At 72.2% G+C, this 21,791-nt stretch carries 20 protein-coding genes and 1 tRNA gene; 14 read left to right on the plus strand and 7 right to left on the minus strand.

Annotated elements, in window-relative coordinates:
* Positions 1-98 precede the first annotated feature (98 nt).
* Both OIE75_RS15185 and OIE75_RS15190 read right to left on the minus strand, forming a co-directional pair.
* On the minus strand, positions 99-2,780 hold the full coding sequence (locus OIE75_RS15185; RefSeq protein ID WP_329471207.1) for an SUKH-4 family immunity protein: 2,682 nt from the start codon (positions 2,778-2,780) through the stop codon (positions 99-101).
* Positions 2,781-2,787: 7 nt separating this feature from the next.
* Positions 2,788-3,783, minus strand: a complete 996-nt coding sequence (locus OIE75_RS15190) for an SMI1/KNR4 family protein (protein ID WP_329471208.1) — start codon at positions 3,781-3,783, stop codon at positions 2,788-2,790.
* A 274-nt stretch (positions 3,784-4,057) separates the two neighbouring features.
* Here OIE75_RS15190 and OIE75_RS15195 point away from each other — a divergent pair, with 274 nt between their 5' ends.
* Entirely contained in the window at positions 4,058-4,588 is a 531-nt protein-coding gene (locus OIE75_RS15195; RefSeq protein WP_329471209.1) for a YwqJ-related putative deaminase, read from the plus strand.
* Between the two features lie 62 nt (positions 4,589-4,650).
* Entirely contained in the window at positions 4,651-5,166 is a 516-nt protein-coding gene (locus tag OIE75_RS15200) for an SUKH-3 domain-containing protein (protein WP_307012810.1), read from the plus strand.
* Here the strand turns inward: OIE75_RS15200 and OIE75_RS15205 are convergent.
* Positions 5,163-6,470, minus strand: coding sequence for a sensor histidine kinase (locus tag OIE75_RS15205; RefSeq protein WP_329471210.1), 1,308 nt, complete (start codon positions 6,468-6,470; stop codon positions 5,163-5,165). The two genes, OIE75_RS15200 and OIE75_RS15205, sit on opposite strands and share 4 nt — an antisense overlap.
* A gap of 134 nt (positions 6,471-6,604) precedes the next feature.
* Here OIE75_RS15205 and OIE75_RS15210 point away from each other — a divergent pair, with 134 nt between their 5' ends.
* The 7 genes from OIE75_RS15210 (at position 6,605) to OIE75_RS15240 (ending at position 12,306) form a co-directional block, all read left to right on the plus strand.
* Entirely contained in the window at positions 6,605-7,471 is an 867-nt protein-coding gene (locus tag OIE75_RS15210) for a hypothetical protein (RefSeq protein ID WP_329471211.1), read from the plus strand.
* An 8-nt stretch (positions 7,472-7,479) separates the two neighbouring features.
* Positions 7,480-7,552: transfer RNA gene (locus OIE75_RS15215), tRNA-Gln, on the plus strand.
* Between the two features lie 109 nt (positions 7,553-7,661).
* Positions 7,662-9,110: a bifunctional UDP-N-acetylglucosamine diphosphorylase/glucosamine-1-phosphate N-acetyltransferase GlmU gene (gene glmU, locus OIE75_RS15220; RefSeq protein WP_307012814.1), complete on the plus strand. Its 1,449-nt coding sequence runs from the start codon at positions 7,662-7,664 to the stop codon at positions 9,108-9,110.
* Positions 9,111-9,242: 132 nt separating this feature from the next.
* Positions 9,243-10,217 carry a ribose-phosphate diphosphokinase gene (locus OIE75_RS15225; RefSeq protein WP_114528017.1) on the plus strand — a complete coding sequence of 325 codons (975 nt, stop codon included), beginning with the start codon at positions 9,243-9,245 and terminating at the stop codon, positions 10,215-10,217.
* Positions 10,218-10,436: 219 nt separating this feature from the next.
* The gene (locus tag OIE75_RS15230) at positions 10,437-11,039 is read left to right on the plus strand and encodes a 50S ribosomal protein L25/general stress protein Ctc (RefSeq protein WP_329471212.1); all 603 of its coding nucleotides are present in this window, start codon (positions 10,437-10,439) and stop codon (positions 11,037-11,039) included.
* Positions 11,040-11,141: 102 nt separating this feature from the next.
* Entirely contained in the window at positions 11,142-11,744 is a 603-nt protein-coding gene (pth, locus tag OIE75_RS15235) for an aminoacyl-tRNA hydrolase (protein ID WP_307012818.1), read from the plus strand.
* A 52-nt stretch (positions 11,745-11,796) separates the two neighbouring features.
* On the plus strand, positions 11,797-12,306 hold the full coding sequence (locus tag OIE75_RS15240; protein ID WP_329471213.1) for a hypothetical protein: 510 nt from the start codon (positions 11,797-11,799) through the stop codon (positions 12,304-12,306).
* Between the two features lie 77 nt (positions 12,307-12,383).
* On the opposite strand, the gene ppc is transcribed toward OIE75_RS15240, so the two are convergent.
* A complete protein-coding gene (gene ppc / locus OIE75_RS15245) occupies positions 12,384-15,131 on the minus strand; it encodes a phosphoenolpyruvate carboxylase (RefSeq protein ID WP_307012822.1) in 2,748 nt (915 codons plus the stop codon).
* Between the two features lie 341 nt (positions 15,132-15,472).
* On the opposite strand from ppc, the gene OIE75_RS15250 reads away from it, so the two are divergent.
* Genes OIE75_RS15250 through OIE75_RS15260 form a run of 3 tightly spaced genes read left to right on the plus strand, consistent with a single transcriptional unit; the run spans position 15,473 to position 18,363 of the window.
* Positions 15,473-16,483 (plus strand): acyl-CoA desaturase, encoded by a 1,011-nt coding sequence (locus OIE75_RS15250; RefSeq protein ID WP_329471214.1) that lies wholly within the window; start codon positions 15,473-15,475, stop codon positions 16,481-16,483.
* Complete coding sequence (locus OIE75_RS15255; RefSeq protein WP_307012825.1) at positions 16,480-17,157, plus strand: TetR/AcrR family transcriptional regulator; 678 nt, start codon at positions 16,480-16,482, stop codon at positions 17,155-17,157. Before OIE75_RS15250 ends, OIE75_RS15255 begins: the two co-directional genes overlap by 4 nt.
* 30 nt (positions 17,158-17,187) lie before the next feature.
* Positions 17,188-18,363 (plus strand): CaiB/BaiF CoA transferase family protein, encoded by a 1,176-nt coding sequence (locus OIE75_RS15260; RefSeq protein WP_329471215.1) that lies wholly within the window; start codon positions 17,188-17,190, stop codon positions 18,361-18,363.
* Positions 18,364-18,421: 58 nt separating this feature from the next.
* Here OIE75_RS15260 and OIE75_RS15265 read toward each other — a convergent pair whose 3' ends face one another.
* Both OIE75_RS15265 and OIE75_RS15270 read right to left on the minus strand, forming a co-directional pair.
* Positions 18,422-18,796: a VOC family protein gene (locus OIE75_RS15265; RefSeq protein ID WP_125494730.1), complete on the minus strand. Its 375-nt coding sequence runs from the start codon at positions 18,794-18,796 to the stop codon at positions 18,422-18,424.
* Complete coding sequence (locus tag OIE75_RS15270) at positions 18,793-19,614, minus strand: trans-aconitate 2-methyltransferase (protein ID WP_329471216.1); 822 nt, start codon at positions 19,612-19,614, stop codon at positions 18,793-18,795. The genes OIE75_RS15265 and OIE75_RS15270 overlap by 4 nt, the downstream gene beginning before the upstream one ends.
* A gap of 117 nt (positions 19,615-19,731) precedes the next feature.
* On the opposite strand from OIE75_RS15270, the gene tamR reads away from it, so the two are divergent.
* Positions 19,732-20,229: a MarR family transcriptional regulator TamR gene (gene tamR, locus OIE75_RS15275; protein ID WP_122616995.1), complete on the plus strand. Its 498-nt coding sequence runs from the start codon at positions 19,732-19,734 to the stop codon at positions 20,227-20,229.
* Here tamR and OIE75_RS15280 read toward each other — a convergent pair.
* On the minus strand, positions 20,188-20,955 hold the full coding sequence (locus OIE75_RS15280) for a response regulator transcription factor (RefSeq protein ID WP_307012830.1): 768 nt from the start codon (positions 20,953-20,955) through the stop codon (positions 20,188-20,190). The two genes, tamR and OIE75_RS15280, sit on opposite strands and share 42 nt — an antisense overlap.
* 304 nt (positions 20,956-21,259) lie before the next feature.
* On the opposite strand from OIE75_RS15280, the gene OIE75_RS15285 reads away from it, so the two are divergent.
* Positions 21,260-21,721, plus strand: coding sequence for a GNAT family N-acetyltransferase (locus OIE75_RS15285; RefSeq protein WP_329471217.1), 462 nt, complete (start codon positions 21,260-21,262; stop codon positions 21,719-21,721).
* Positions 21,722-21,791 lie beyond the last annotated feature (70 nt).

Consider the following 21,791-nt stretch of genomic DNA (forward strand, 5'->3'; position numbering starts at 1 on the left):
ACCGGGCCCCGCCCTTCGATACGTCAGGAACGCCGCCGTCCAGCAGCAGTCCGTCCCACAGCAGTCCGTGTCACGCAGGCCGTCTCACGCAGGCCGTCTCAGAGCAGTCCGTCCCACATCTGTTCCAGCAGCACCGACCACCAGCTCTCCGGCGAGCCGAGCGCCGCCGGGTCCAGCGCGGCCAGCTGCGCCTGGAAGTCGACGGTCCAGCGGCCCGCCTGCTCCTGGTTCAGACCGAACCTGAGCCGCCACATCCGGCCCAGCAGCGCCAGCGAGCGCGCGAACTCCGGCAGCCCGGAGTTCACGAACTGCGGCGGCACCGGCGCACCGCCCGGCCCCGCCTCCACCGGCACGGCCACGATGGCCGCGGTGCCGTACTGCACACAGACCGCGCGGCCGAAGTCGCTGCCGACGACGAGGTACGAACCCGCGTCCGAGGCCGGCTGCACCCCCCGTTCGGCCGCCAGCTCCGCCAGCGTGGGCACCGGGCGCCCCGGCTGGGCCTGCGCCCAGAAGAACGGCCCCATGTCCATCGGCAGACCCGCGGCCACCAGCGTGTGCGCCACGACCGGCGGCACACCCTGCCGGGAGACCGCGGCCTGCTCGAACCGGAAGACCCCCGGTCCGAACGCGCCGCCCAGCTCCTGACCGATCGCCTCCGGCGGAACCGGCGGCACCGGCTGCACCTGCGGCAGCGGAGCGCGCACCGGCGCCGGACGGGCCGGCCCGTCGGCCACCTGGTGCAGCTCGCCCTGGTGCGCGAGCAGTTGCCGCATGCCCTGCTGCCGGCTCGCGTGGTCCGTGCCGTACGGGGCGATCGAGGTGATCCGCGCCTGCGGCCACTGCTCCCGGATCATCCGCGCGCAGTACGCGCCCGGCAGCTCGCACGACTCCAGCTCGGTGTGCAGCTCCAGCACCTGGTCCGGCGGGACGTTCATGGAGCGCAGCTCGTGGAACATCTGCCACTCCGGGTGCGGCGTGCCCGGCGCCGAACGCCGGATCAGCTGCTGCTCGGAGCCGTCGTGGGCGCGGTAGCGGAGCACGGCCTGGTAGCCCGGACCGACGGTCGGCTGACCGGCGGGCGGCTGCGGATAGCCGTACGCCTGCGGCTGACCGGGCATCGGCTGCCCGGGCGGCGGCATGGCACCCGGCGGCATCGGCTGCCCGCCGCCGGGGGCCCCCGGAGCGCCGGGCGGCGGCGGAGGCGCGCCGACTCCACCGGGTCCGCCGAGCGAGGGCGCGGCCAGCACGGTCTGCGCGTGGTGCACGGCGCCGCCCGAGGAGCCCTGCGCGCCGGGCATCCCCGGAGCGGCGGGCGGGGGCGGCGTCCCCGGAGCCGCGGGCGCGCCCGGCGCACCGGGGGCCCCAGGAGCGCCCGGAGCCGCGGGGGCACCGGGAGGCCCGGGAGGAGCCGGAGGCTGGGGCGCACCGCCACCCGCGCGGCCGGGGTCGGCCAGCATCGTGGCGGCGTGGTGCATACCGCCCGGCGGCGTTCCGCCCGGAGCGCTCGGCGGGGGCGGCGTACCCGGCGCCTGCGGACCGGGGGGCGTACCGGGCGGCGTGCCCGGCGCGGCAGGAGGCTGCGGAGCACCCGGCGGAGGCGGCGGCGTCCCCGGCCCAGCCGGCGCCCCCGGGCCACCCGGACCCTCGGGCCCGAGCGAAGACACCAGCTGCGTAGGCACGTACCCGCCGGCCGGCGTACCCGGTGCCGGAGTCCCCGACGGCGGCGGCGTGGAGCCGGGCCGCCCGCCCGGCACACCCGGGGCACCGGGCGGAGGCGGCGTGGTCGGGCCACCGCCACGGCGCGGCGGAGGCGCCGCCTTGCTGGTCGCGGCGTCGGCGATGTCCCCGGTGTTCGGCGCGGGCGGCTGAGCCGGCGCGGCGGGCGCACCCGGACCTGCGGGCGGCTGCGCGGCGGGCGGCGTCTGCGGCGCGGACGGCGGCGTGCCCGGACCGGCGGGCGCGGCGGACGCGTTCGGCTCGTCGAGCGCGGGCGACAGCGCCGTCGGCGGCAGCGAACTGCCGCCCGACATCAGCGCCGTCTTGGCGTCCGGCGTCGCGGGCGGCGGCGCGTCGTCGTCGGCCCCGCTCAGCGGCGGCGAGAACACGGTCTGCGGCAGCGGTACGGAACGGTCCTCACCGGCGTCCGCGTTGGTGTCCGTCCCCGCCCAGGGCGTCGCCCCGGCAGGGGCACCCGGCGTACCGGACGCACCCGCGCCCGCCCCGGAGCCGCCGTCACCACCGGACGCGGCGGCAGGCCACGCCGCACCGCTGCCCCCGGCAGGGGCCGACGGCACGCCGGCCTCGGTCTCGGGAAGCGGAGCGGCAGGACCGGCCACGGAACCGGAACCGGAAGCACCGGCGTCCCCGGTGCCGCTGTCCCGATCCCCGCGCCTGCGGTCCGGAATCCCCAGCTTGTCCGCCGCCTCCTGCAGCCACTCCGGCGGACTCAGCAGGAACGACGTCTGGTTCAGGTCGACCCGCGCGGCGGGCGCCGGCTGCGCCTCCTCGGCCTCGTCGGGACGGCCGTACTCCTCCTCGTACCGGCGGATGACCTCACCCACCGGCAGCCCCGGCCACAGCGTCGCCTCCCCGCTGTCCCGGGCGATCACCAGCCGCTGCGCACCGCCGTCCGAACGCGGGCCGTCCGCACGGTCCTCGGCCCACACCACGAAACCGAGGTCGAACTCCCGCACGCGCACCTCACGGTGCTGGTACGCCGGCAGCTCGCCGTTGACCCACTCCTCCGCGCGCTCCTGCGCCTGCGCGAACGTCACCATCGTCAGCTCACTCCCCTACGGACGCCGGCGTCGCGGGCACCACGTGCGCGAATCCGCCGTCCACCATCAGGTTCGCCACCGTCTCCAGCTCCGGCGGGGACCCCGCCAGCCGCGACAGGAACGCGTCGAAGTCCTCGCCGCAGGGCATCAGCAGCCGCTCCACCCGGTCCGCGGGCGGCAACGAGGGATCCACGTCGCGCACGTCGTCGTAGGCACAGAACCACACCGAACCGAGCCGGTCGCCCTTGACCTTCACCGCGAGCAGACCGCCCTGGACGAACGCGACACCCAAGTAGTCCTTGGTCAGGTGGTCCCGCAGGCACTTGTTGACATAGACGAGGTCGTTGACCGCCGCCTCCTCACGCACCGTGAAGAACGGCTGGTCGACCAGCAGCCCCAGCTCGGCGTCGAGCGCCGTGCCGACCGGCGCACAGCCGCCCGCCGCCTTCAGGAACGACCGGTACGCGCCCGGCAGCCGGTAGCCGAGACCCTCCTCGACCCCCAGCACCTGCTGCTCCGAGACCGCGACGCCCGACTTCGGCAGCCCGAAGTGCGCCGGACGCGTCTCCTGCAAGGGCCTGGTGCCGCGCTTGCCCTGGTCCACGGTCGCCGTCGCGATGCCGCCGTGGTGCCGCAGCAGCGCCTTCACCTCGACCGGCACCAGTTCCATCCGGCGCGAACCGGCCACGTGGTGCCACGTCCAGCCGTGCGGCGTCGCCACCGCGGGCACCGTGTCCCACAGCTCGTGCCCCGACGCGGACAGCGCCGCGTTGGCCGACACGTAGTCCGTCAGCCGCAACTCGTCGACGCCGAACCCCACGGGCGGCTCCGCGATCTCCGCCACCGCGCGGGCGTACGGCGAGAAGACGGGGTAGCCGCCCTCGTCAACCCGTACTCCTCTCGGGTGACGGGCCGCCCGCACCGGATCCGGGAAATGCACGACCTGCCCGGCATAGGCCGCGTTCGGCGGCGCGGCTCGCTGCCCGAGCCGACCTGTAGTCATGGCGGTTGCCCCCTGCGGCGTCTGTCTGATCTGTCTGCACTGTCTGGTCACCGCACGCATGAGCGGTGCCGACAGCCTATGCGGTACGTCGAGAGGGGTCACCGGCGCCGGACCCCGCACCCGACACGCCGACCTCCGCATCCGTGACCTGCCGTCACCCTCCCGTGACACAGGGCCCATACCCGGGCGTGTCGCCAAGCCCCAGCTTCCCCAGCAGCCACGGGATTTGGCACTCTGTGACCATCCGGGGGATGCTCAGGAGGGGAAGATGATCATGAGTGCGACACAGACGGGACCCGTCACCGGGCGACCCGACGACCCCCGGGGCGGCGACCCCCGCATCGGCTGGAGCAGCGCCGAGGCCCCGCACGCCCCCACCCTCCGGCACCGCCGCGACGGCATACTCCCGACCGTCGCCGCCGCCCTCTCCGTGCGCGGCACCACCCTCACCGGCACGGCCACCCGCGCCGACGCCCCGCCCGCTCTGCACCATCTCGTCCAGGACTTCCTCGACACCCTCACCAGCGGCCAACGAGACCGTTACACCGGCCGCTGCGCCGAGACGATCCTCATCTCACGGCACCTGGCCACCACCGACGCCACCCGCAGCAAACGCGCCGCACGAAAACCCATGACCAACGGCGAAGCCCGCAAAGCACTCAAACACGCCAAACTCACCACCCGCCGCATCCGCGAGGACGGCGACCCCCTCCACGGCAGCTTCGCCGCACCGTGCCGCGCCTGCACCGCCCTCAGCGCCCACTTCGGCGTCCGCGTCGTCGACCCCACGACGAGCGAGGGCTGACCCGCCGGCCACCGACGCCGAGGACCGAGCCGCCAGAGCCGACCGAAGAGAACCAAGAGCCGATGCAAGCCGACCGCACCTCCACCACCCGCTTCCCCGTCCCCGTCGACGCCGCACTGCGCGACGCCGGCTGGCAACCCGGACGCTGGGACATCAAACAGGCCGAGATCTGGGCCGACACCCTGCGCGAACACACCTCACCGGCCGGACACCGCCACACCGTCTTCCCCGCCGCCGTCGAGGCGTGGGCCGAGTTCGGCGGCCTCCACCTCACCCCCACGGGCCCCGGCCGCCAGATCGCCCCCGCCACCCTGCACCTCGACCCCCTGCACGGCCTCCACATGGCCCGCACCCTCGGCGACCTCGGCCGCGCCCTCGACACCCAGACCTGCCCCCTCGGCACCGAGACCGACAGCCAGGCCCTCATCGCCATCGACACCGAGGGCCGCGTCTACGCCCTCGACCACACCGGCGACTGGTACCTCGGCCCCGACATCGACACCGCCCTCGCGACGCTCGTCGCCGGCACCCAGCCGACCCGCCTCACCACCGGCCGACCCCACACGGCCACCGCCTAGGACGCCGGAATCACCGCCGACACCCGGAAACCCCCCGCGTCCGTCGGCCCCGACACGAACACACCCCCGAGCGCGGCCACCCGCTCCTTCATCCCCACCAGCCCGTTGCCGCCCGACGGCAACCGCGCCGACGTCGCGGCCTCGGGCGGCGGCTCGTTCTCCACCTGCATCGCGATCTCCGACACCCGGTGCGCCAGCCGCACATACGTCTTCGCCCCCGCCGCGTGCTTGTGCACGTTCGTCAGCGCCTCCTGCACCACCCGGAACGCAGTCGCCTCCACCTCCGCCGCGTACACCCGCTCCTCCCCCTCCACGGACAGATCGACGACCATCCCGGTCGCCTCCGACTGACCGACCAACTCGTCCAGCTCGGACAGGCACGGACCGTCCGACTCCCCTTCACCCGCCGCCCGCGACGCCGCCGCGGCCGCCGCCACGCCCACCGCCGCCAACGGCACCGAGGCCCGCGCCGCACGGGCACCGCTCCCACCACTGCGCAGCACGCCGAGCATCTCCCGCAGCTCCGTCAGCGCCTGCCGCCCCATGTCCCCCACGAGCGCGGCGTTCTTCACCGCCTTCTCCGGATCCTTCCGGGCCACCGCCTGCAACGCGGCCGCGTGCACCACCATCAGGCTCACCCGGTGCGCCACCACGTCGTGCATCTCCCGGGCGATCCGCGTCCGCTCCTCGCCCCGCGCCCACTCCGCGCGCTCCTCCGCCCGCTCCGCGAGCAACTGGAGCTCCCGCTCCAGCGAGTCCGCCCGCTCCCGCAGGCTCTCCATCAACCGCCGCCGCTGCCCCACGTACAGGCCGAGCAGCAACGGCGGAGCGGTCAGCCCGAGCGAGGTCGCGATCGACGCGAACGGCAGGAACCAGTCCCCCAGGTCCACCCCGTCCCGCGCCATGTCCTGCCGCAGCCGCACGAACGTCACGATCAACGTCCCCAGCAGCGACATCCCGGCCAGCGACCCGATGATCCGCCGCGGCAACTCCGACGCCGCCAGCGTGTACAGGCCGACGACGCCCATCAGGAAGCCCATCTCGGCCGGCGTGACGGCGATCGCCACCAGCACCACCGCGATCGGCCACCTGCGCCGCACCACCAGCACCGAGCCGGCCAGCAGCCCGAAGAGGACCCCCACCGCCAACGGGATCCCGGCGTCCCGCGCGAACGGGACCCCCTCCGCCGCGCACTCCAACGCGGACACGGCACCGAGGCTCACATCGAGCACCGCGCCGCGCCGCCTGTCCCACCACCAAGGCCCACCCCGGGCCGGCACGTGGTCTTCCCCCGTCGTGGTCATGCCTCCAGCCTACGGGCGCGAGCCGCCCCATTTCCGGTGACTTTCGACAAACGATAGGACGCGATATCCCTCGAACTGGTGAACCCCTCGCCATTCCACACCGGTGGCGAGGATTCCGGCCGGACGGTATGCCCATGGCACGTTCACAGAACAAGTACGCGGACTTCGAGGGCCTGCGGGAGCGGGCGGTGGCGCTGCGGCGCGAGGGGCTCAGCCGCCGCCAGATCCGCGACCGGCTGCACGTCGACAACAACGACATCCTCAACCGGCTCCTGGAGGGCGAGCCGCCGCCCGAATGGACGAAGCGCCCGAACGCGAAGGACTACGTGCGGGAGCGGGCACGGGAGCTGCGGCTCCAGGGGTGGACGTACGACCAGATCCAGGTGGAACTGGGGTGCAGCAAGGGTTCGATCTCGCTGTGGGTGCGGGATCTGCCGAAGCCGGAGCGACGGGAACCGTCGGAGCAGGCGAGGCTCGCGGCACGGAAGCGGTGGGAGCACGAGCTGGCGGTGCGCGACGCCGCGCGCGAGCAGACAAAGGCTGCTGCACTGCAAGAGATCGGTCGCATGAACGATCGGGAACTGTTCCTTCTCGGCGTGGGGCTCTACTGGGCAGAGGGGGCGAAGGACAAGCCCTACAGCCGCCGTGAGTATGTCCTCTTCGTCAACAGCGACCCCGGCATGATCAAAGTCTTCATGGCCTGGCTCGATCTGCTCAACGTGGAACGCGAGCGTCTGCGATTCCGCGTGATGATCCACGAAACTGCCGACGTGACCGCTGCGGAGCAGTACTGGGCGTCCCTCGCGGGCACCGACACCGCCCGCTTCGGGAAGACGACGCTCAAAAAACACAACCCAAAGACGGTCCGCAAGAACGTGGGCGATCACTACCGTGGCTGCCTGGTGATCAGCGTCGTACAGAGCGCTGATCTGTACCGACGGATCGAAGGTTGGTGGAACGGGATCGTTCTTGGCAGTACGCCGGCCTCAGGTATGGTCTGACGCAGCCATCCGCCATGGGGTAACTGGTAGCCCGCGGGCCTTTGAAGCCCTGTAGTGCTGGTTCGAATCCAGCTGGCGGAGCTGCTCGGTGCGGGCCCTGACCACACGGTCAGGGCCCGCACTCATGCCCCCCTCAAACCGCCCCGGTATCCTGCGGATGTCCCCACCCCCAAAAGCCGAAGGGCATCCCGTGAGCGCCATTCGCCCGGCAGCCGTCGTCGTTCTCGCAGCGGGTGAGGGCACCCGTATGAAGTCGGCCACACCCAAGGTCCTGCACGAGCTGTGCGGCCGGTCCCTCGTGGGGCACGTGCTCGCCGCCTCCGGTGAGCTGGACCCGCAGAACCTGGTCGTCGTCGTCGGGCACGCCCGCGAGAAGGTCACCGCGCACCTCGCCGAGGTCGCCCCCGACGTACGCACCGCCGTGCAGGAGCAGCAGAACGGCACCGGGCACGCGGTGCGGATGGGACTCGAGGCGCTGGGCGGCGCCGTGGACGGGACCGTGGTCGTGGTCTGCGGCGACACCCCGCTGCTGACCGGCGACACCCTCCGGGCCCTCGCCACCACGCACTCCGCCGACGGGAACGCCGTGACCGTGCTGACGGCCGAGGTGCCGGACGCGACGGGGTACGGCCGGATCGTGCGGGAGGAGGCCACCGGCGCCGTCACCGCGATCGTGGAGCACAAGGACGCGTCCGAGGCGCAGCGGGCGATCCGGGAGATCAATTCCGGTGTCTTCGCGTTCGACGGGCGGCTGCTCGCCGACGCGCTGGGGAAGGTGCGGACGGACAACAGCCAGGGTGAGGAGTACCTGACGGACGTCCTCGGGATCCTGCGCGAGGCCGGGCACCGGGTCGGCGCCTCCGTGGCCGGTGACCACCGGGAGATCGCGGGCATCAACAACCGCGTGCAGCTCGCCGAGGCCCGCCGGATCCTCAACGACCGGCTGTTGACGCGGGCGATGCTGGCCGGCGTGACGGTCGTCGACCCGGCGAGCACGTGGGTCGACGTGACGGTGACGTTCGAGCAGGACGTCGTCGTCCACCCGGGTACGCAGCTGCACGGTGCGACGCACCTGGCCGAGGGCGCCGAGGTGGGACCGAACACTCGGCTTACGGACACTCGGGTCGGGGCGGGGGCGCGGGTGGACAACACCGTCTCCTACAGCGCGGACGTGGGCCCGCAGGCGTCGGTCGGTCCGTTCGCGTATCTGCGGCCGGGGACCCGTCTCGGTCTCAAGTCCAAGGTGGGTACGTACGTCGAGACGAAGAACGCGTCGGTCGGCGAGGGGACGAAGATCCCGCACCTGTCGTACGTGGGTGACGCGACGATCGGTGAGTACACCAACATCGGTGCCGCGAGCGTGTTCGTGAACTACGACGGGCAGGACAAGCACCACACGACCGTCGGCTCCCATTGCCGTACGGGTTCGGACAACATGTTTGTGGCTCCTGTCACGGTCGGGGACGGTTCCTACACCGCCGCCGGCTCGGTGATCACGAAGGACGTGCCGCCCGGTTCGCTGGCCGTGGCCCGCGGCCAGCAGCGGAATATCGAGGGTTGGGTGGCCCGGAAGCGTCCGGGGAGCGCGGCGGCGAAGGCGGCCGAGGCGGTCTCCCGGGAGGCGGGAAGCGAAGACTGACCGGAAACCGGCGCGTCGAACACGGCGTACCGTGATAAGTGCACATCCGCACCCCACCAGCTGAGACGCCCCCGCGGCCAGTCGGGAGAGCGCCCGTGACGCTCAGCTGCGAACCTCTGAGGAGACAGTGCTGTGACCGGGATCAAGACGACCGGCGAGAAGAAACTGATGTTCTTCTCCGGCCGCGCCCACCCCGAGCTTGCCGAGGAGATCGCCCACCAGCTGGGTATCGGGGTCGTCCCGACGAAGGCCTTCGACTTCGCCAACGGTGAGATCTATGTGCGTTATCAGGAGTCGGCGCGTGGTGCGGACTGTTTCCTGATCCAGAGCCACACGGCCCCGATCAACAAGTGGGTCATGGAGCAGCTGATCATGATCGACGCGCTGAAGCGCGCGTCGGCCCGCTCCATCACGGTCATCGTGCCGTTCTACGGTTACGCGCGGCAGGACAAGAAGCACCGCGGACGTGAACCGATCTCGGCGCGTCTGATCGCGGACCTGATGAAGACCGCGGGTGCGGACCGGATTCTCGCCGTGGATCTGCACACGGACCAGATCCAGGGGTTCTTCGACGGCCCGGTGGACCACCTGTTCGCGCTGCCGCTGCTCGCGGACTACGTGGGCGCGAAGGTGGACCGTTCGAAGCTGACGGTGGTCTCCCCGGACGCGGGCCGGGTGCGGGTGGCGGACCGCTGGTGCGACCGGCTGGGCGCGCCGCTGGCGATCGTGCACAAGCGGCGCGACAAGGACGTGGCGAACCAGGTCACGGTGCACGAGGTCGTGGGTGACGTGGAGGGGCGCATCTGTGTCCTGGTCGACGACATGATCGACACCGGCGGCACCATCTGCGCCGCCGCGGACGCCCTGTTCGCGCACGGTGCGGAGGACGTCATCGTGACCGCGACGCACGGTGTGCTGTCGGGTCCGGCGGCGGACCGGCTGAAGAACTCGAAGGTGAGCGAGTTCGTGTTCACGGACACGCTGCCCACGCCGAACGAGCTGGAGCTGGACAAGATCACGGTGCTGTCGATCGCGCCGACCATCGCGCGCGCGGTGCGCGAGGTGTTCGAGGACGGTTCGGTGACGAGCCTGTTCGACGAGCAGTGAGTTTCGACGAGCTGTGAGCGTCGTGCAGTAACCGTTCTGCACAGCACGTGGAGATCGTTTTGGGTGCGGCCTCCCCCTCCGAGTAGACTGCTGAAGTTGCTCGGCGAGGGAGGCCGTACCCGTGTCGCGGGTTCGGTTGTCCGTTATCGACGCGCTCTTCGTAGCAGGCCGTTCGTGGCCGGGTGACCACGTCCGTTTCTACCTCTACGAGGAGTGATCATGTCCGAGGTGAAGATCTCCGCCGGCACGCGCACCGAGTTCGGCAAGGGTGCCGCCCGCCGTATCCGTCGTGACGACAAGGTTCCCGGCGTTCTGTACGGCCACGGTTCCGACCCGCTGCACCTGACGCTGCCGGGCCACGAGCTGCTGATGGCGCTGCGTACGCCGAACGTCCTGATCGCGCTGGACATCGACGGCAAGACCAACGAGCTGGCGATCCCGAAGTCCGTGCAGCGTGACCCGATCAAGGGCTTCCTGGAGCACGTCGACCTCCAGCTGGTCAAGCGCGGCGAGACCGTGACCGTGGAGATCCCGGTGCAGGCCGAGGGCGAGCTGGCCCCGGGCGGCTTCCTGCTGGAGTACGTCCTGGACGCGCTGCCGGTCGAGGCCGAGGCCACGCACATCCCGGAGCACGTCACCGTGTCGGTGGAGGGTCTGGAGGCCGGTGCCTCGATCCACGCCAAGGACGTCAAGCTGCCGTCCGGCGTGAAGCTGGCCGTCGAAGAGGACGCCGTGGTCGTGCAGGTCCTGTCCGCGCAGGCCGAGGAGCCGGCCGCCGAGGGCGAGGGTGGGACCGAGGGCGAAGAGGCCGCCGAGGCCTGATCGTCCCCCGGGTCCTGTCGGGCCTGGGTCATCATGTGGTCGGCCGCTGTTCCCGTGCGGAGCAGCGGCCGACGCGTATGTGCGGACGGGTAGCGAGGAGACATGGACGTGACGACGGACGCGAGTGCGCCCTGGCTGATCGCCGGCCTGGGCAATCCGGGCCCCGAGTACGCCGCGAACCGGCACAACGTCGGCTTCATGGTGGCGGATCTGCTGGCGGACCGGATGGGGGCGCGGTTCAAACGGCACGGCAAGGCGCAGGCCCAGGTGGTCGAGGGGCGGATCGGCCCGCCCGGGCCGGCCAACCGGCGGGTGATCCTGGCGAAGCCGATGTCGTTCATGAACGTGTCGGGCGGCCCGGTGACGGCGCTGGCGGACTTCTACAAGGTTCCGCTCGCCAACATCGTCGCGGTGCACGACGAGTTGGACATCGACTACGGCGTGCTGCGGCTGAAGCTGGGCGGCGGGGACAACGGGCACAACGGGCTGAAGTCGATCACGAAGGCGCTGGGCCGGGAGTACCACCGGGTGCGGTTCGGGATCGGTCGGCCGCCGGGGCGGATGCAGGTGGCGGACTTCGTGCTGCGCGACTTCGGGTCGGCGGAGCGCAAGGAGCTGGACTACTTCGTGGACCGGGCGGCGGACGCGGTGGAGGCTCTGGTCATCGAGGGGCTGGAGCGGGCGCAGAGCACGTACAACTCCTGACTTGTCCGTTGATGGCGCGCGGGCGAGTTGACCGACCGCTCAGGTATGGCCAATGATCCCGGCCATGCCTGCCTCCGCCGCCGCCCCTCGTCCCCGTCAGGTCTCGTACGCCCTGATGCGATTCGGCCGGATCGCGGCGATGGGCACGGTCGCGGCGCTGATCCTGATCGCGGGTGTGTGGGCGTCCTGGGGCACGGCGCAGCACGTGCTGCTGACCAAGGGCCGCGAGCAGGGCACGGTCGAGGTGACGGGGTGCGCCGACGGTGCGTGCAGCGGCCCGTACGCACCGGTGTCGGCGGGGTCCCGGGAGCGGGAGCGGGTCGTCATGGAGGACTCGGTCGCCGTGGCCAAGGGGCGGACGTACTCGGTGGTGGTGAAGCCGGGGAGCGACGAGGTGGTGCGTTCCGGTCCGGCGGGGGTGCTGTACGCGTGGGTGCCGCTGGGCGGGGCGCTGCTGCTGGCGTCGGTGGTGGTGGCCGGAGGGCTGCGGCGGACGCGGATGGCGTGGGCGATGGCCGGGGCGGGTGTGGCGCTGCTGACGGCGGCGTTCTTCGCGGTGTGAGCTTCCCGCGTACGGCATGGCGGTGCCCCCGGGCTCTTGGTGAGCACGGGGGCACCGTCCTGTGTACGGGGCCGCGGTCAGCCGGTGTTGCGCAGGCCCGCCGCCACGCCGTTGACGGTGAGGAGCAGGGCGCGGGCGAGGAGCGGGTCGGGCTCCGTGCCGGCGGCGGCCGCCTCGCGCTGGCGGCCGAGGAGGGCGACCTGGAGGTAGGAGATGGGGTCCAGGTAGGCGTCGCGGATGCTGAACGTCTGCTTGAGGACCGGGTCGGCGTCCAGCAGTTCGGTCTCGCCGGTGACGCGCAGGACCTCGGTGACGGTCAGCTCGTGCTCGGCCTTGATGGCGTCGAAGACGTGCTTCAGCTCGTCGGGGACGAGGGTGTCGACGTAGTGCTGCGCGATCCGCAGGTCGGTCTTGGCGAGTGTCATCTCGACGTTGGAGATGAAGTTGCGGAAGAAGTGCCAGTGCTGGTGCATCTCTTCGAGGACGGCGTCGCCCTCCTGGCGCACGCCCGCCTCGCGCAGCGCCTTGAGGCCGGAGCCGACGCCGAACCAGCCGGGGACGATCTGCCGCGACTGGGTCCAGCCGAACACCCACGGGATGGCCCGCAGTCCGTCGAGCGAGACGCCCGAGCCGGGGCGGCGCGAGGGCCGCGAGCCCAGGTGCAGGTCGGCGAGCTGGTCGACCGGCGTGGAGGCCAGGAAGTACGCGGGCAGGTCGGGGTCCTCGACGAGTGACCGGTACGCGGTGTGGGCGGCGTCGGAGACGACGTCCATGGCGGCGTCCCAGCGGGCGAGGGCCTCGTCGGACTGGCGGGGCGCGGTGTGCAGCGCGGACGCCTGGAGGGTGGCCGCGACGGTCAGTTCCAGGTTCTCCCTGGCCAGCGACGGGATGAGGTACTTGTCGGAGATGACCTCGCCCTGCTCGGTGACCTTGATCTCGCCTTCCAGGGTGCCCCAGGGCTGGGCGAGGATCGCGTCGTGGGTGGGGCCGCCGCCGCGGCCGACGGTGCCGCCGCGGCCGTGGAAGAGGCGCAGCCGTACGCCGTGGCGGTGGGCGACGTCGCGCAGCCGGCGCTGGGCGCGGTGGATCTCCCACTGCGAGGTGGTGATGCCGCCGAACTTGGAGGAGTCGGAGTAGCCGAGCATGACCTCCTGGACGTCCCCGCGCAGCGCGACCAGGCGCCGGTAGGAGGGGTCGGCGAGGAGGTCCTCCAGGATGGTGTCGGCGGCCTTCAGCTCGTCGGTGGTCTCCAGGAGCGGCACGATGCCGATCTTCGCCCAGCCGGCGTGCAGGTCGATCAGGCCGGCCTCGCGGGCCAGCACGGCGGCGGCGAAGACGTCGTCGGCGCCCTGGCACATCGAGATGATGTAGGACTCGATGACCTCGGGGCCGAAGACCTCCAGGGCGCGCCGGACCGTCTGGAAGACGCCGAGGGTCTTCTCGCCCGGCGCGTCGACGGGCGCCGGGGTGGGCGCCAGCGGACGCCGGGAGCGCAGCTCCTTGGCGAGGAGCTTGGCGCGGTACTCGCGGGGCATGTCGGCGTAGCGCCAGGACTCCTCGCCGAGCCGGTCGAAGAGCTGGCCGAGCGCGTGGTGGTGGGCGTCGGCGTGCTCGCGGACGTCCAGGGTGGCCAGCTGGAGGCCGAAGGCGGCCAGGGTGCGGATGGTGCGGGCCAGGCGGCCGTCGGCGAAGAGGCCGCCGCGGTGCTCGCGCAGGGAGGCCTGGATGACGCGCAGGTCGTCGAGGAGTTCGGCGGTGCCCAGGTAGTCGCGGCCGTCCTCGTGGGAGGTGCCCTTGGCGAGGCGCTGCTTGGTGTTCTCGAGCTTCTGCCGGATGCAGGTGGCCTTGAGCCGGTAGGGCTCCTCGGCGTTGAGCCGCTTGTAGCGGGGGCTGATCTCGGGGAGCCGGTCGAGGTCGGCCTGGAGGGAGGCGAGGAGTTCCTCGGTGGCGCCGGCGTAGCGGATCGAGTTGGAGAGGAAGCCGCGCAGCTCGTCGATCATCTCCAGGGCGTCGTTGATGCCGTGCTCGTGCTGGAGGATGAGGACGTCCCAGGTGACCTGGGGGGTGACGTTGGGGTTGCCGTCGCGGTCGCCGCCGATCCAGCTGCCGAAGGTGAGCGGGCGGGTGTCGTCGGGGAGCTTGACGCCGGCCCGCTCCAGCTCCGCGGTCAGGTCCTCCAGGACGTCGCCGACGGCGCCCGCGTGCAGCTCGTCCAGGTAGTAGATGGCGTTGCGGGCCTCGTCGGCGGGCTCGGGGCGGACGACGCGGAGTTCGTCGGTCTGCCACACGAGGTCGATGTTCTCGGCGAGGCGGGTGTCCAGGCGGCGCCGGTCGGACTCGATGACCGGGGTGTCCAGGAGGGCTGCGATGCGGCGCAGCTTGTTGAGGACGGAGCGGCGCGCGGCCTCGGTGGGGTGCGCGGTGAAGACGGGGCGCACGTTGAGGTGGCGGACGGTCTCCTGAAGGTGCTCCGGGTCGGCGTCCTTGAGGCGGTCGGCCGTGCGGGCGAGCAGTCCGCCCTCGGCGGCGCGCTTGGCGCCCAGCTCACGGCCTCGGTGCACCTGCTCGGTGACGTTGGCGAGGTGGAAGTAGGTGGAGAAGGCGCGGACCAGCTTGGCCGCGGTCTCCAGTTCGGTGCCGCGCAGCAGTTCCGCGGCGGCCTCGCCGTCCTCTCGGGTGAGTCGGCGCACCTTCTCGACGAGTTCCAGAAGCTCGGGGCCTTCCTGCCTCACGAGGGTCTCTCCGAGGAGGTCGCCCAGCCGGCGGATGTCGGCTCGCAGTTCGCTGCTGGTCGTCGTGGTGGTCTGGTCGTCGGCACTGCTCACAGGTGCGGCTCCTTGCAGTGATCGAAGGTGCGTCGCGCCGGCGACTCCCTCGAGGGGCGGTGGCGGGCGACGGGTGGGATCGTCTGGGAGGGAACCCGGACGGCGTCTCGCGCGGCGGGCGCCGCTTACGGGCCGGACGTCCGGGAATTATTCAGAGCGGACCGCGCTGTCCGACCGACTCCCAGGATAGGTGTCGGCCCGGACTCGCAGGTTCTCGGGCTCTTGCCGCGCGGCAACGCGCTGCAATACTTACGTCGCCGTAGGTTACGGAACCGTAGGAAAACGTGCATGGTCCCGAGGCCCGGCACCGGACACCACCCTCGACCCCACAGGGGACGCGCATGACCACGAGTTCCGATGTGATCCCAGACGCTTCGCAACCCTCCGGCGACGCCGCCGCGTCGTCCGCCACGCTGGGCGGTGAGCAGAAGCGGTCGATCGAGCAGATCACCCTGCTGCTGTTCATCGCCGTCCCGTTCCTCGCGCTGGTGGCGGCGGTGCCGCTGGCGTGGGGGTGGGGCGTGAGCTGGCTGGACCTGGGTCTGCTGGTCTTCTTCTACTTCCTCGGCTGCCACGGCATCACGATCGGCTTCCACCGTCACTTCACCCACGGCTCCTTCAAGGCGAAGCGGCCCCTGAAGATCGCGTTGGCGATCGCGGGCTCGATGGCGGTCGAGGGGCCGCTGGTCCGCTGGGTGGCCGACCACCGCAAGCACCACAAGTTCTCCGACGACGAGGGCGACCCGCACTCGCCGTGGCGGTACGGGGAGACGGTGCCGGCACTGCTGAAGGGCCTGTGGTGGGCCCACATCGCATGGATGTTCGACGAGGAGCAGACGTCGCAGGAGAAGTACGCGCCGGACCTGATCAAGGACCCGGCGCTGCGCGCGGTCTCCCGCCAGTTCGTCCTGTGGACGCTGCTGTCGCTGGCCCTGCCCGCGCTGATCGGCGGGCTGGTCACGATGTCGTGGTGGGGAGCGTTCACCGGGTTCTTCTGGGGTTCACTCGTCCGGGTGGCGCTGCTGCATCACGTGACCTGGTCGATCAACTCGATCTGCCACGCGGTGGGCAAGCGCCCCTTCAAGTCGCGGGACCGCTCGGGCAACGTGTGGTGGCTGGCGATCCTGTCCTGCGGCGAGTCCTGGCACAACCTGCACCACGCCGACCCGACCTCGGCGCGGCACGGCGTCATGCGCGGTCAGCTCGACTCGTCCGCGCGGCTGATCCGCTGGTTCGAGGCGTTCGGATGGGCGTACGACGTGCGCTGGCCGTCACGCTCGCGTATCGATTCTCGCCGCAACACCGAGCAGGACGGCGCCCGCCGCCGGAAGGAGACGGCGAAGGCGGCATGATTGACGGCGTGGCGACCGACTCCAGCAGCACCCCAGGCAACGAGAAGCCCAGGCGCGCGCGCCGCACCCGGATGACCGGTGCCGAGCGCCGCCAGCAGTTGCTGGAGATCGGCCGCACCCTCTTCGCGGCGAAGGGCTTCGAGGGCACCTCCGTGGAGGAGATCGCGGCGAAGGCCGGGGTCTCCAAGCCGGTGGTGTACGAGCACTTCGGCGGCAAGGAGGGGCTGTACGCGGTGGTGGTGGACCGCGAGATGCGGCGGCTGCTCGACATGGTGACCAGCTCCCTGACCGCCGGCCACCCGCGCGAGCTGTGCGAGCAGGCCGCCTTCGCGCTCCTGGACTACATCGAGGAGTACACGGACGGCTTCCGCATCCTGGTCCGCGACTCCCCCATCCCGCAGTCGACGGGCTCCTTCGCCTCGCTCATCTCCGACATCGCCACCCAGGTGGAGGACATCCTGGGCCGCGAGTTCAAGAGCCGCGGCTTCGACGCCAAGCTGGCCCCGCTGTACGCGCAGGCGCTGGTCGGCATGGTGGCGCTGACCGGCCAGTGGTGGCTGGACGTGCGCAGGCCGAAGAAGGCGGAGGTGGCCGCCCACCTGGTGAACCTGGCCTGGCACGGCCTGGACGGCCTGGAGCCCAAGCCCCGGCTCATAGGGCACCGCAAGAGCTGACCGCGGCCACCGGTACCGGAGAGAACACAGATGCAGCCGCTGCGCGGAGTCACGGTCGTCTCGCTGGAACAGGCGATCGCCGCACCCTACGCGAGCCGTCAGCTCGCCGACCTCGGCGCCCGGGTGATCAAGGTGGAGCGCCCCGGCACGGGGGACTTCGCCCGCGCCTACGACTCCCGGGTGAAGGGACTCAGCTCGCACTTCGTGTGGGCGAACCGCGGCAAGGAGTCCCTCACCCTGGACATCAAGGACCCCCGCGGCAAGGACCTGCTGCTCCGGCTGATCGCGGGCGCCGACGTGTTCCTCCAGAACCTGGCGCCGGGGGCCGCGGCACGGGCGGGTCTGGGCGCCGAGGAGCTGCGGGCGCGGCACCCGGGGCTGATCGTGTGCGACATCTCCGGCTACGGCGGCCCGGGGCCGTACGAGGGGCGCAAGGCGTACGACCTGCTGGTGCAGTCCGAGGCGGGGCTGCTGTCCGTCACGGGCACGCCGGACGAGATGGCCAAGGTGGGCATCCCGGTGTCGGACATCGCGGCGGGCACGCACGCCTACAGCTCGATCCTGGCGGCGCTGCTGGAACGCGGGCGGACCGGCCGGGGCACGCACCTGGACGTGTCCATGCTGGAGGCCACCGTGGAGTGGATGGGCTTCCCCCTGTACTACGCGTACGACGGCGCGGAGCCGCCGCCCCGGGCGGGTGCCGCGCACGCGACCATCCACCCGTACGGCCCGTACACGGCCGGCGACGGGAAGACCGTCATGATGGCCGTGCAGAACGAGCGGGAATGGCGCGGCTTCTGCACGGTCTTCCTGAACCGTCCGGAGCTGGCCGACCACCCGCACTACGCCACCAACGCGGACCGCAACACGCACCGCGAGGCGCTCGGCGCGATCGTCGCGGCCCGTTTCGCGGAGCTGACCAGCGCGGAGGCGATCGAACTGCTCGGCGCGGTGCCGGTCGCCAACGCCCGGGTCAACACGCTCGCCGAGGTCTGGGAGCACCCGCAGCTCGCCGCGCGCGGGCGCCGGCACGAGGTCGCGACACCGGCCGGTCCGGTCCCGGCGCTGGCTCCGCCGGGCCCGACCGGGGACGCGCCCCGCATGGACGCCGTACCGGCGCTGGGCGAGCACACCCGCGCCGTCCTGGGCGAGCTGGGCCTGTCCGGCGACGCCATCGACGCGCTGGTCGAGGAGGGCGTGGCGTGAACCCGCCACGGCCCCCGGCCGGCACCCGGCAGTGGCCGGGCGTCCGGTACGCCGGGCGTCAGGGGCGGGGGCGTTCGCCGGGCTCCAGGAACTCCAGGCGGTTGCCGACCGGGTCGGCGCAGTAGAAGCGCCGGTGGCCGGGCAGCTCGTCGTCCCAGGTGACGGAAGCGCCCCGGGCCTCCAGCCGGGCGGCGTACGCCTCGATCCCGGTGACCCGCAGCCCGGGATGGGCCTTGCGGGCCGGGCGGAACCCGGGCTCGATCCCCAGGTGGAGCCGGACGGTGCCCGCCTGGAACCAGCAGCCACCGCGGGCGGCGAGCGCGGGCGGCTTGGGGGTCTCGGCCATGCCGAGGACGCCCGTGTAGAACGCGCGCAGCGACTCCTCGGAGCCGGGCGGCGCGGCGAGCTGCACGTGGTCGACCGCGGTGATCACGACTCCTCCGGCTTGCGGGCGACGGCGAAGACGCGGCGGAACGGGAAGGGGGTGCCGTGCGGTCCGGCCGGGTAGGCGGCGCGCAGGACCGTTCGGTACTCCTCGACGAAGGTCTCGCGGGCGGCCGGGTCGTCGTCGAGGGCGGCCAGTACGGGGCGCAGTCCCGTCCCCTTCACCCAGTCCAGCACGGCGTCCTCGCCGTCCAGCAGGTGGACGTACGTCGTCTCCCAGACGTCGGCGGTGCAGCCGGTGGCCGTGAGGTGGGCGAGGTAGGCCTCGGGGGTGAGCACGGCGTCGTCGTGGCGCAGGACGCCCGCGAGGCGGTCCCGCCAGCGCCGGGAGTGGGCGAGTTCGCGCATCAGGCGGTGGCTGGGGGCGTCGAAGTTGCCGGGCACCTGGAAGGCGAGGGTGCCGCCGGGGGCGAGCCGCTCGATCCAGTCGGGGAGACGGTCGACGTGGCCGGGGACCCACTGGAGGGTGGCGTTGCTGACGAGGAGGCCGAGGGGCTCGTCGGGGGTCCAGGTGCGGGCGTCGGCGGGTGCGAAGTCGAGGTGGCCGCCGCCGGGGGTGGGGCCGGCGTACTGCCGGGCCCGGTCGAGCATCTGGGGCGAGTTGTCGTAGCCGGTGATGCGGGCGGTGGGCCAGCGGTCGGCGAGCAGGGCGGTGGCGTTGCCCGGGCCGCAGCCGAGGTCGGCGATGCGGGGCGGGTCGCCCGGCAGGTCCGGGACACGGGCGAGGAGGTCCGCGAAGGGTCGGGCCCGGTGATCGGCGTGGCGGAGATACTGGGCGGGGTCCCAGGCGGGGGAGGTGGCGGGCATGGACTCTCCAGGGGTGACCGTGCGGACGGGTATCCAGCGTCGCGGGCGAACTATCTCGACGTCAAGACAATCGACATCAAGAGACTTCACGTCGACACAACCACTACACTGATCGACATGGAGGACGAGGTCGATCGACTGGTCGCAGCGTGGCGCCGGGAGCGCCCGGACCTCGACGTGGAACCGCTGGAGGTGCTGAGCCGGGTCAGCAGGCTCGCCCGGCACCTGGACCGCGCCCGCCGACTGGCTTTCTCCGAGCACCAGTTGGAGCCCTGGGAGTTCGACGTGCTCACCGCGCTGCGCCGGGCCGGCACCCCGTACCAGCTCTCACCGGGCCAGCTCCTCACCCAGACCCTGGTCACCTCGGGCACGATGACCAACCGTATCGACCGCCTGGCGAAGAAGGGCCTGGTCGAGCGGCTGCCCGACCCCAGCGACCGGCGCGGCGTACTGGTCCGGCTCACGGACGAGGGCCGCGACCGCGCCGACCAGTCGCTCGCCGGGCTCCTGGCCCAGGAACGGGCCATCCTGGCCGAACTGTCCCGCGCCCAGCGCAGCGAACTGGCGGCACTGCTACGCCAGCTGACCGCCCCGTTCGACAACATCCCCGGCTAGGTCGGCCGGCCCCACCCCCGCCCGCCGGGCCAGCGCCACCGCCGCGAGGGTGGAGTGGACGCCCAGCTTGCCCAGCACGTTCTGCATGTGGGTCCGCACGGTGTGCGGGGACAGGTACAACCGCTCGGCGACGGCCTTGCGCCCGAGCCCGGCCACCATGCACCGCAGCACCTCGCGCTCCCTCGGAGTCAGCGACTCCACCAGGCGCTCGCTCTCGGTGCGGTGCTTGCGGGCGGCGGTCAGTTCGCGCAGGACGCCGGTGAGCAGGGCGGGCGGCAGATGCGTCTCGTCGCGCAGCACACCCCGGATGACGCTGAGCAGCCGCGACAGGGAGCAGTCCTTGGCGACCCACCCGGAGGCTCCGGCCCCCAGCGCCAGCGCCGCCCGCCGGGGGTCGTCCCGCCCGGCGAGGACGACGATCCGTACCCCCGGCTGCCCCGACCGCACGCCGGCGACCAGCGAGATCCCGTCCACCAGCCCGTCCTCGTTGCCCTCCCGCACGGGCACGGCGGGCCGGGTGCCGGGCACCCGGCCGCCCAGGTCGGCGTCGACGAGCAGCACGTCGAACGGCCGCCCCTCGGACGCGGCCCGCTCCAGGCAGCGCAGTGCGGCCGGACCGCTGCCGGCCGCGGAGACGTCGACGTCGGGCTCGGCGGCCAGGGCGGCGGCGAGCGACTCGGCGAAGATGCGATGGTCGTCGACGACCAGGACTCGGATACGAACCACGGAACCCCCTCCCCCGAGCTCCTCCCGGAGCAGGGGATACCCATCGTCTGTCCATCATGGGAGGACGACACCGGCACGGGCACGGCGCCCGAAGCCCCGTATCCGGCAGTGCGCTCGGCACTCCGGGTGGGAACGCCACGGCCGCACGGCCGCCGCCGCGCGTACACCGCTGTCCCGCCCCGAGCGCCGTACCCGGCTGTCTCGCCCCCTGAACGGCACCGGCCCCCACCGGTGCTGTTCATCAGAGTACGGGCGGGCGCCGGGAGCGGAAGGTTATTTGCAGAACTGACAGCCCCGCCCGTTTATGGTGAGCCGCATGTTTCGTCTTGTGACAGAAGTCGACAAAGCACGACGCGATCTGCTGCGCACCCGCCTACGGGAGACGAACACCGCGGCGTCCTCGGTCCTGCGTTCGCTGCGCGGAACCCCTCACGAACGCGAATTTCCGTTGCACGTCTGGCTGCTGGACGCCTCCGGCGGCCTGGCCGGCGGCCTCGTCGGCCACACCTGGGCGACCTGGCTGCACGTGACCTACCTGTGGGTCGACGCCCGCCACCGCGGCACGGGCCTGGGCTCGGCCCTGCTGACGGAGGCGGAACGAACGGCCCGCGAGCAACGCGGCTGCGCGACGTCCCGCGTGGAGACCTGGGACTTCCAGGCACCGGACTTCTACACGCGCCACGGCTACGACGTGATGTGCGTGATCCCCGACTACCCGCCGGGGATCACGGAGTACACGCTGGTGAAACGGCTGGCCGCGGCCTAGCTGTATTGACCACGAGCGTTGTTAACAGGGTCGAGATCTTGATCATGGCGAAGACCTCCGGTGTGGTGGA

Source organism: Streptomyces sp. NBC_01723, assembly GCF_036246005.1.
In the GTDB taxonomy this organism is placed as follows: Bacteria; Actinomycetota; Actinomycetes; order Streptomycetales; family Streptomycetaceae; genus Streptomyces.

Excerpts from the sequence above, each read along its gene's own strand:
- OIE75_RS15185 (WP_329471207.1), bottom strand. The coding sequence starts at position 2,780 with ATGGTGACGTTCGCGCAGGCGCAGGAGCGCGCGGAGGAGTGGGTCAAC.
- OIE75_RS15190 (WP_329471208.1), bottom strand. The coding sequence starts at position 3,783 with ATGACTACAGGTCGGCTCGGGCAGCGAGCCGCGCCGCCGAACGCGGCC.
- OIE75_RS15195 (WP_329471209.1), top strand. The coding sequence starts at position 4,058 with ATGAGTGCGACACAGACGGGACCCGTCACCGGGCGACCCGACGACCCC.
- OIE75_RS15200 (WP_307012810.1), top strand. The coding sequence starts at position 4,651 with ATGCAAGCCGACCGCACCTCCACCACCCGCTTCCCCGTCCCCGTCGAC.
- OIE75_RS15205 (WP_329471210.1), bottom strand. The coding sequence starts at position 6,470 with ATGACCACGACGGGGGAAGACCACGTGCCGGCCCGGGGTGGGCCTTGG.
- OIE75_RS15210 (WP_329471211.1), top strand. The coding sequence starts at position 6,605 with ATGGCACGTTCACAGAACAAGTACGCGGACTTCGAGGGCCTGCGGGAG.
- OIE75_RS15230 (WP_329471212.1), top strand. The coding sequence starts at position 10,437 with ATGTCCGAGGTGAAGATCTCCGCCGGCACGCGCACCGAGTTCGGCAAG.
- pth (WP_307012818.1), top strand. The coding sequence starts at position 11,142 with ATGGACGTGACGACGGACGCGAGTGCGCCCTGGCTGATCGCCGGCCTG.
- OIE75_RS15240 (WP_329471213.1), top strand. The coding sequence starts at position 11,797 with ATGATCCCGGCCATGCCTGCCTCCGCCGCCGCCCCTCGTCCCCGTCAG.
- OIE75_RS15250 (WP_329471214.1), top strand. The coding sequence starts at position 15,473 with ATGACCACGAGTTCCGATGTGATCCCAGACGCTTCGCAACCCTCCGGC.
- OIE75_RS15255 (WP_307012825.1), top strand. The coding sequence starts at position 16,480 with ATGATTGACGGCGTGGCGACCGACTCCAGCAGCACCCCAGGCAACGAG.
- OIE75_RS15260 (WP_329471215.1), top strand. The coding sequence starts at position 17,188 with ATGCAGCCGCTGCGCGGAGTCACGGTCGTCTCGCTGGAACAGGCGATC.
- OIE75_RS15270 (WP_329471216.1), bottom strand. The coding sequence starts at position 19,614 with ATGCCCGCCACCTCCCCCGCCTGGGACCCCGCCCAGTATCTCCGCCAC.
- tamR (WP_122616995.1), top strand. The coding sequence starts at position 19,732 with ATGGAGGACGAGGTCGATCGACTGGTCGCAGCGTGGCGCCGGGAGCGC.
- OIE75_RS15285 (WP_329471217.1), top strand. The coding sequence starts at position 21,260 with ATGGTGAGCCGCATGTTTCGTCTTGTGACAGAAGTCGACAAAGCACGA.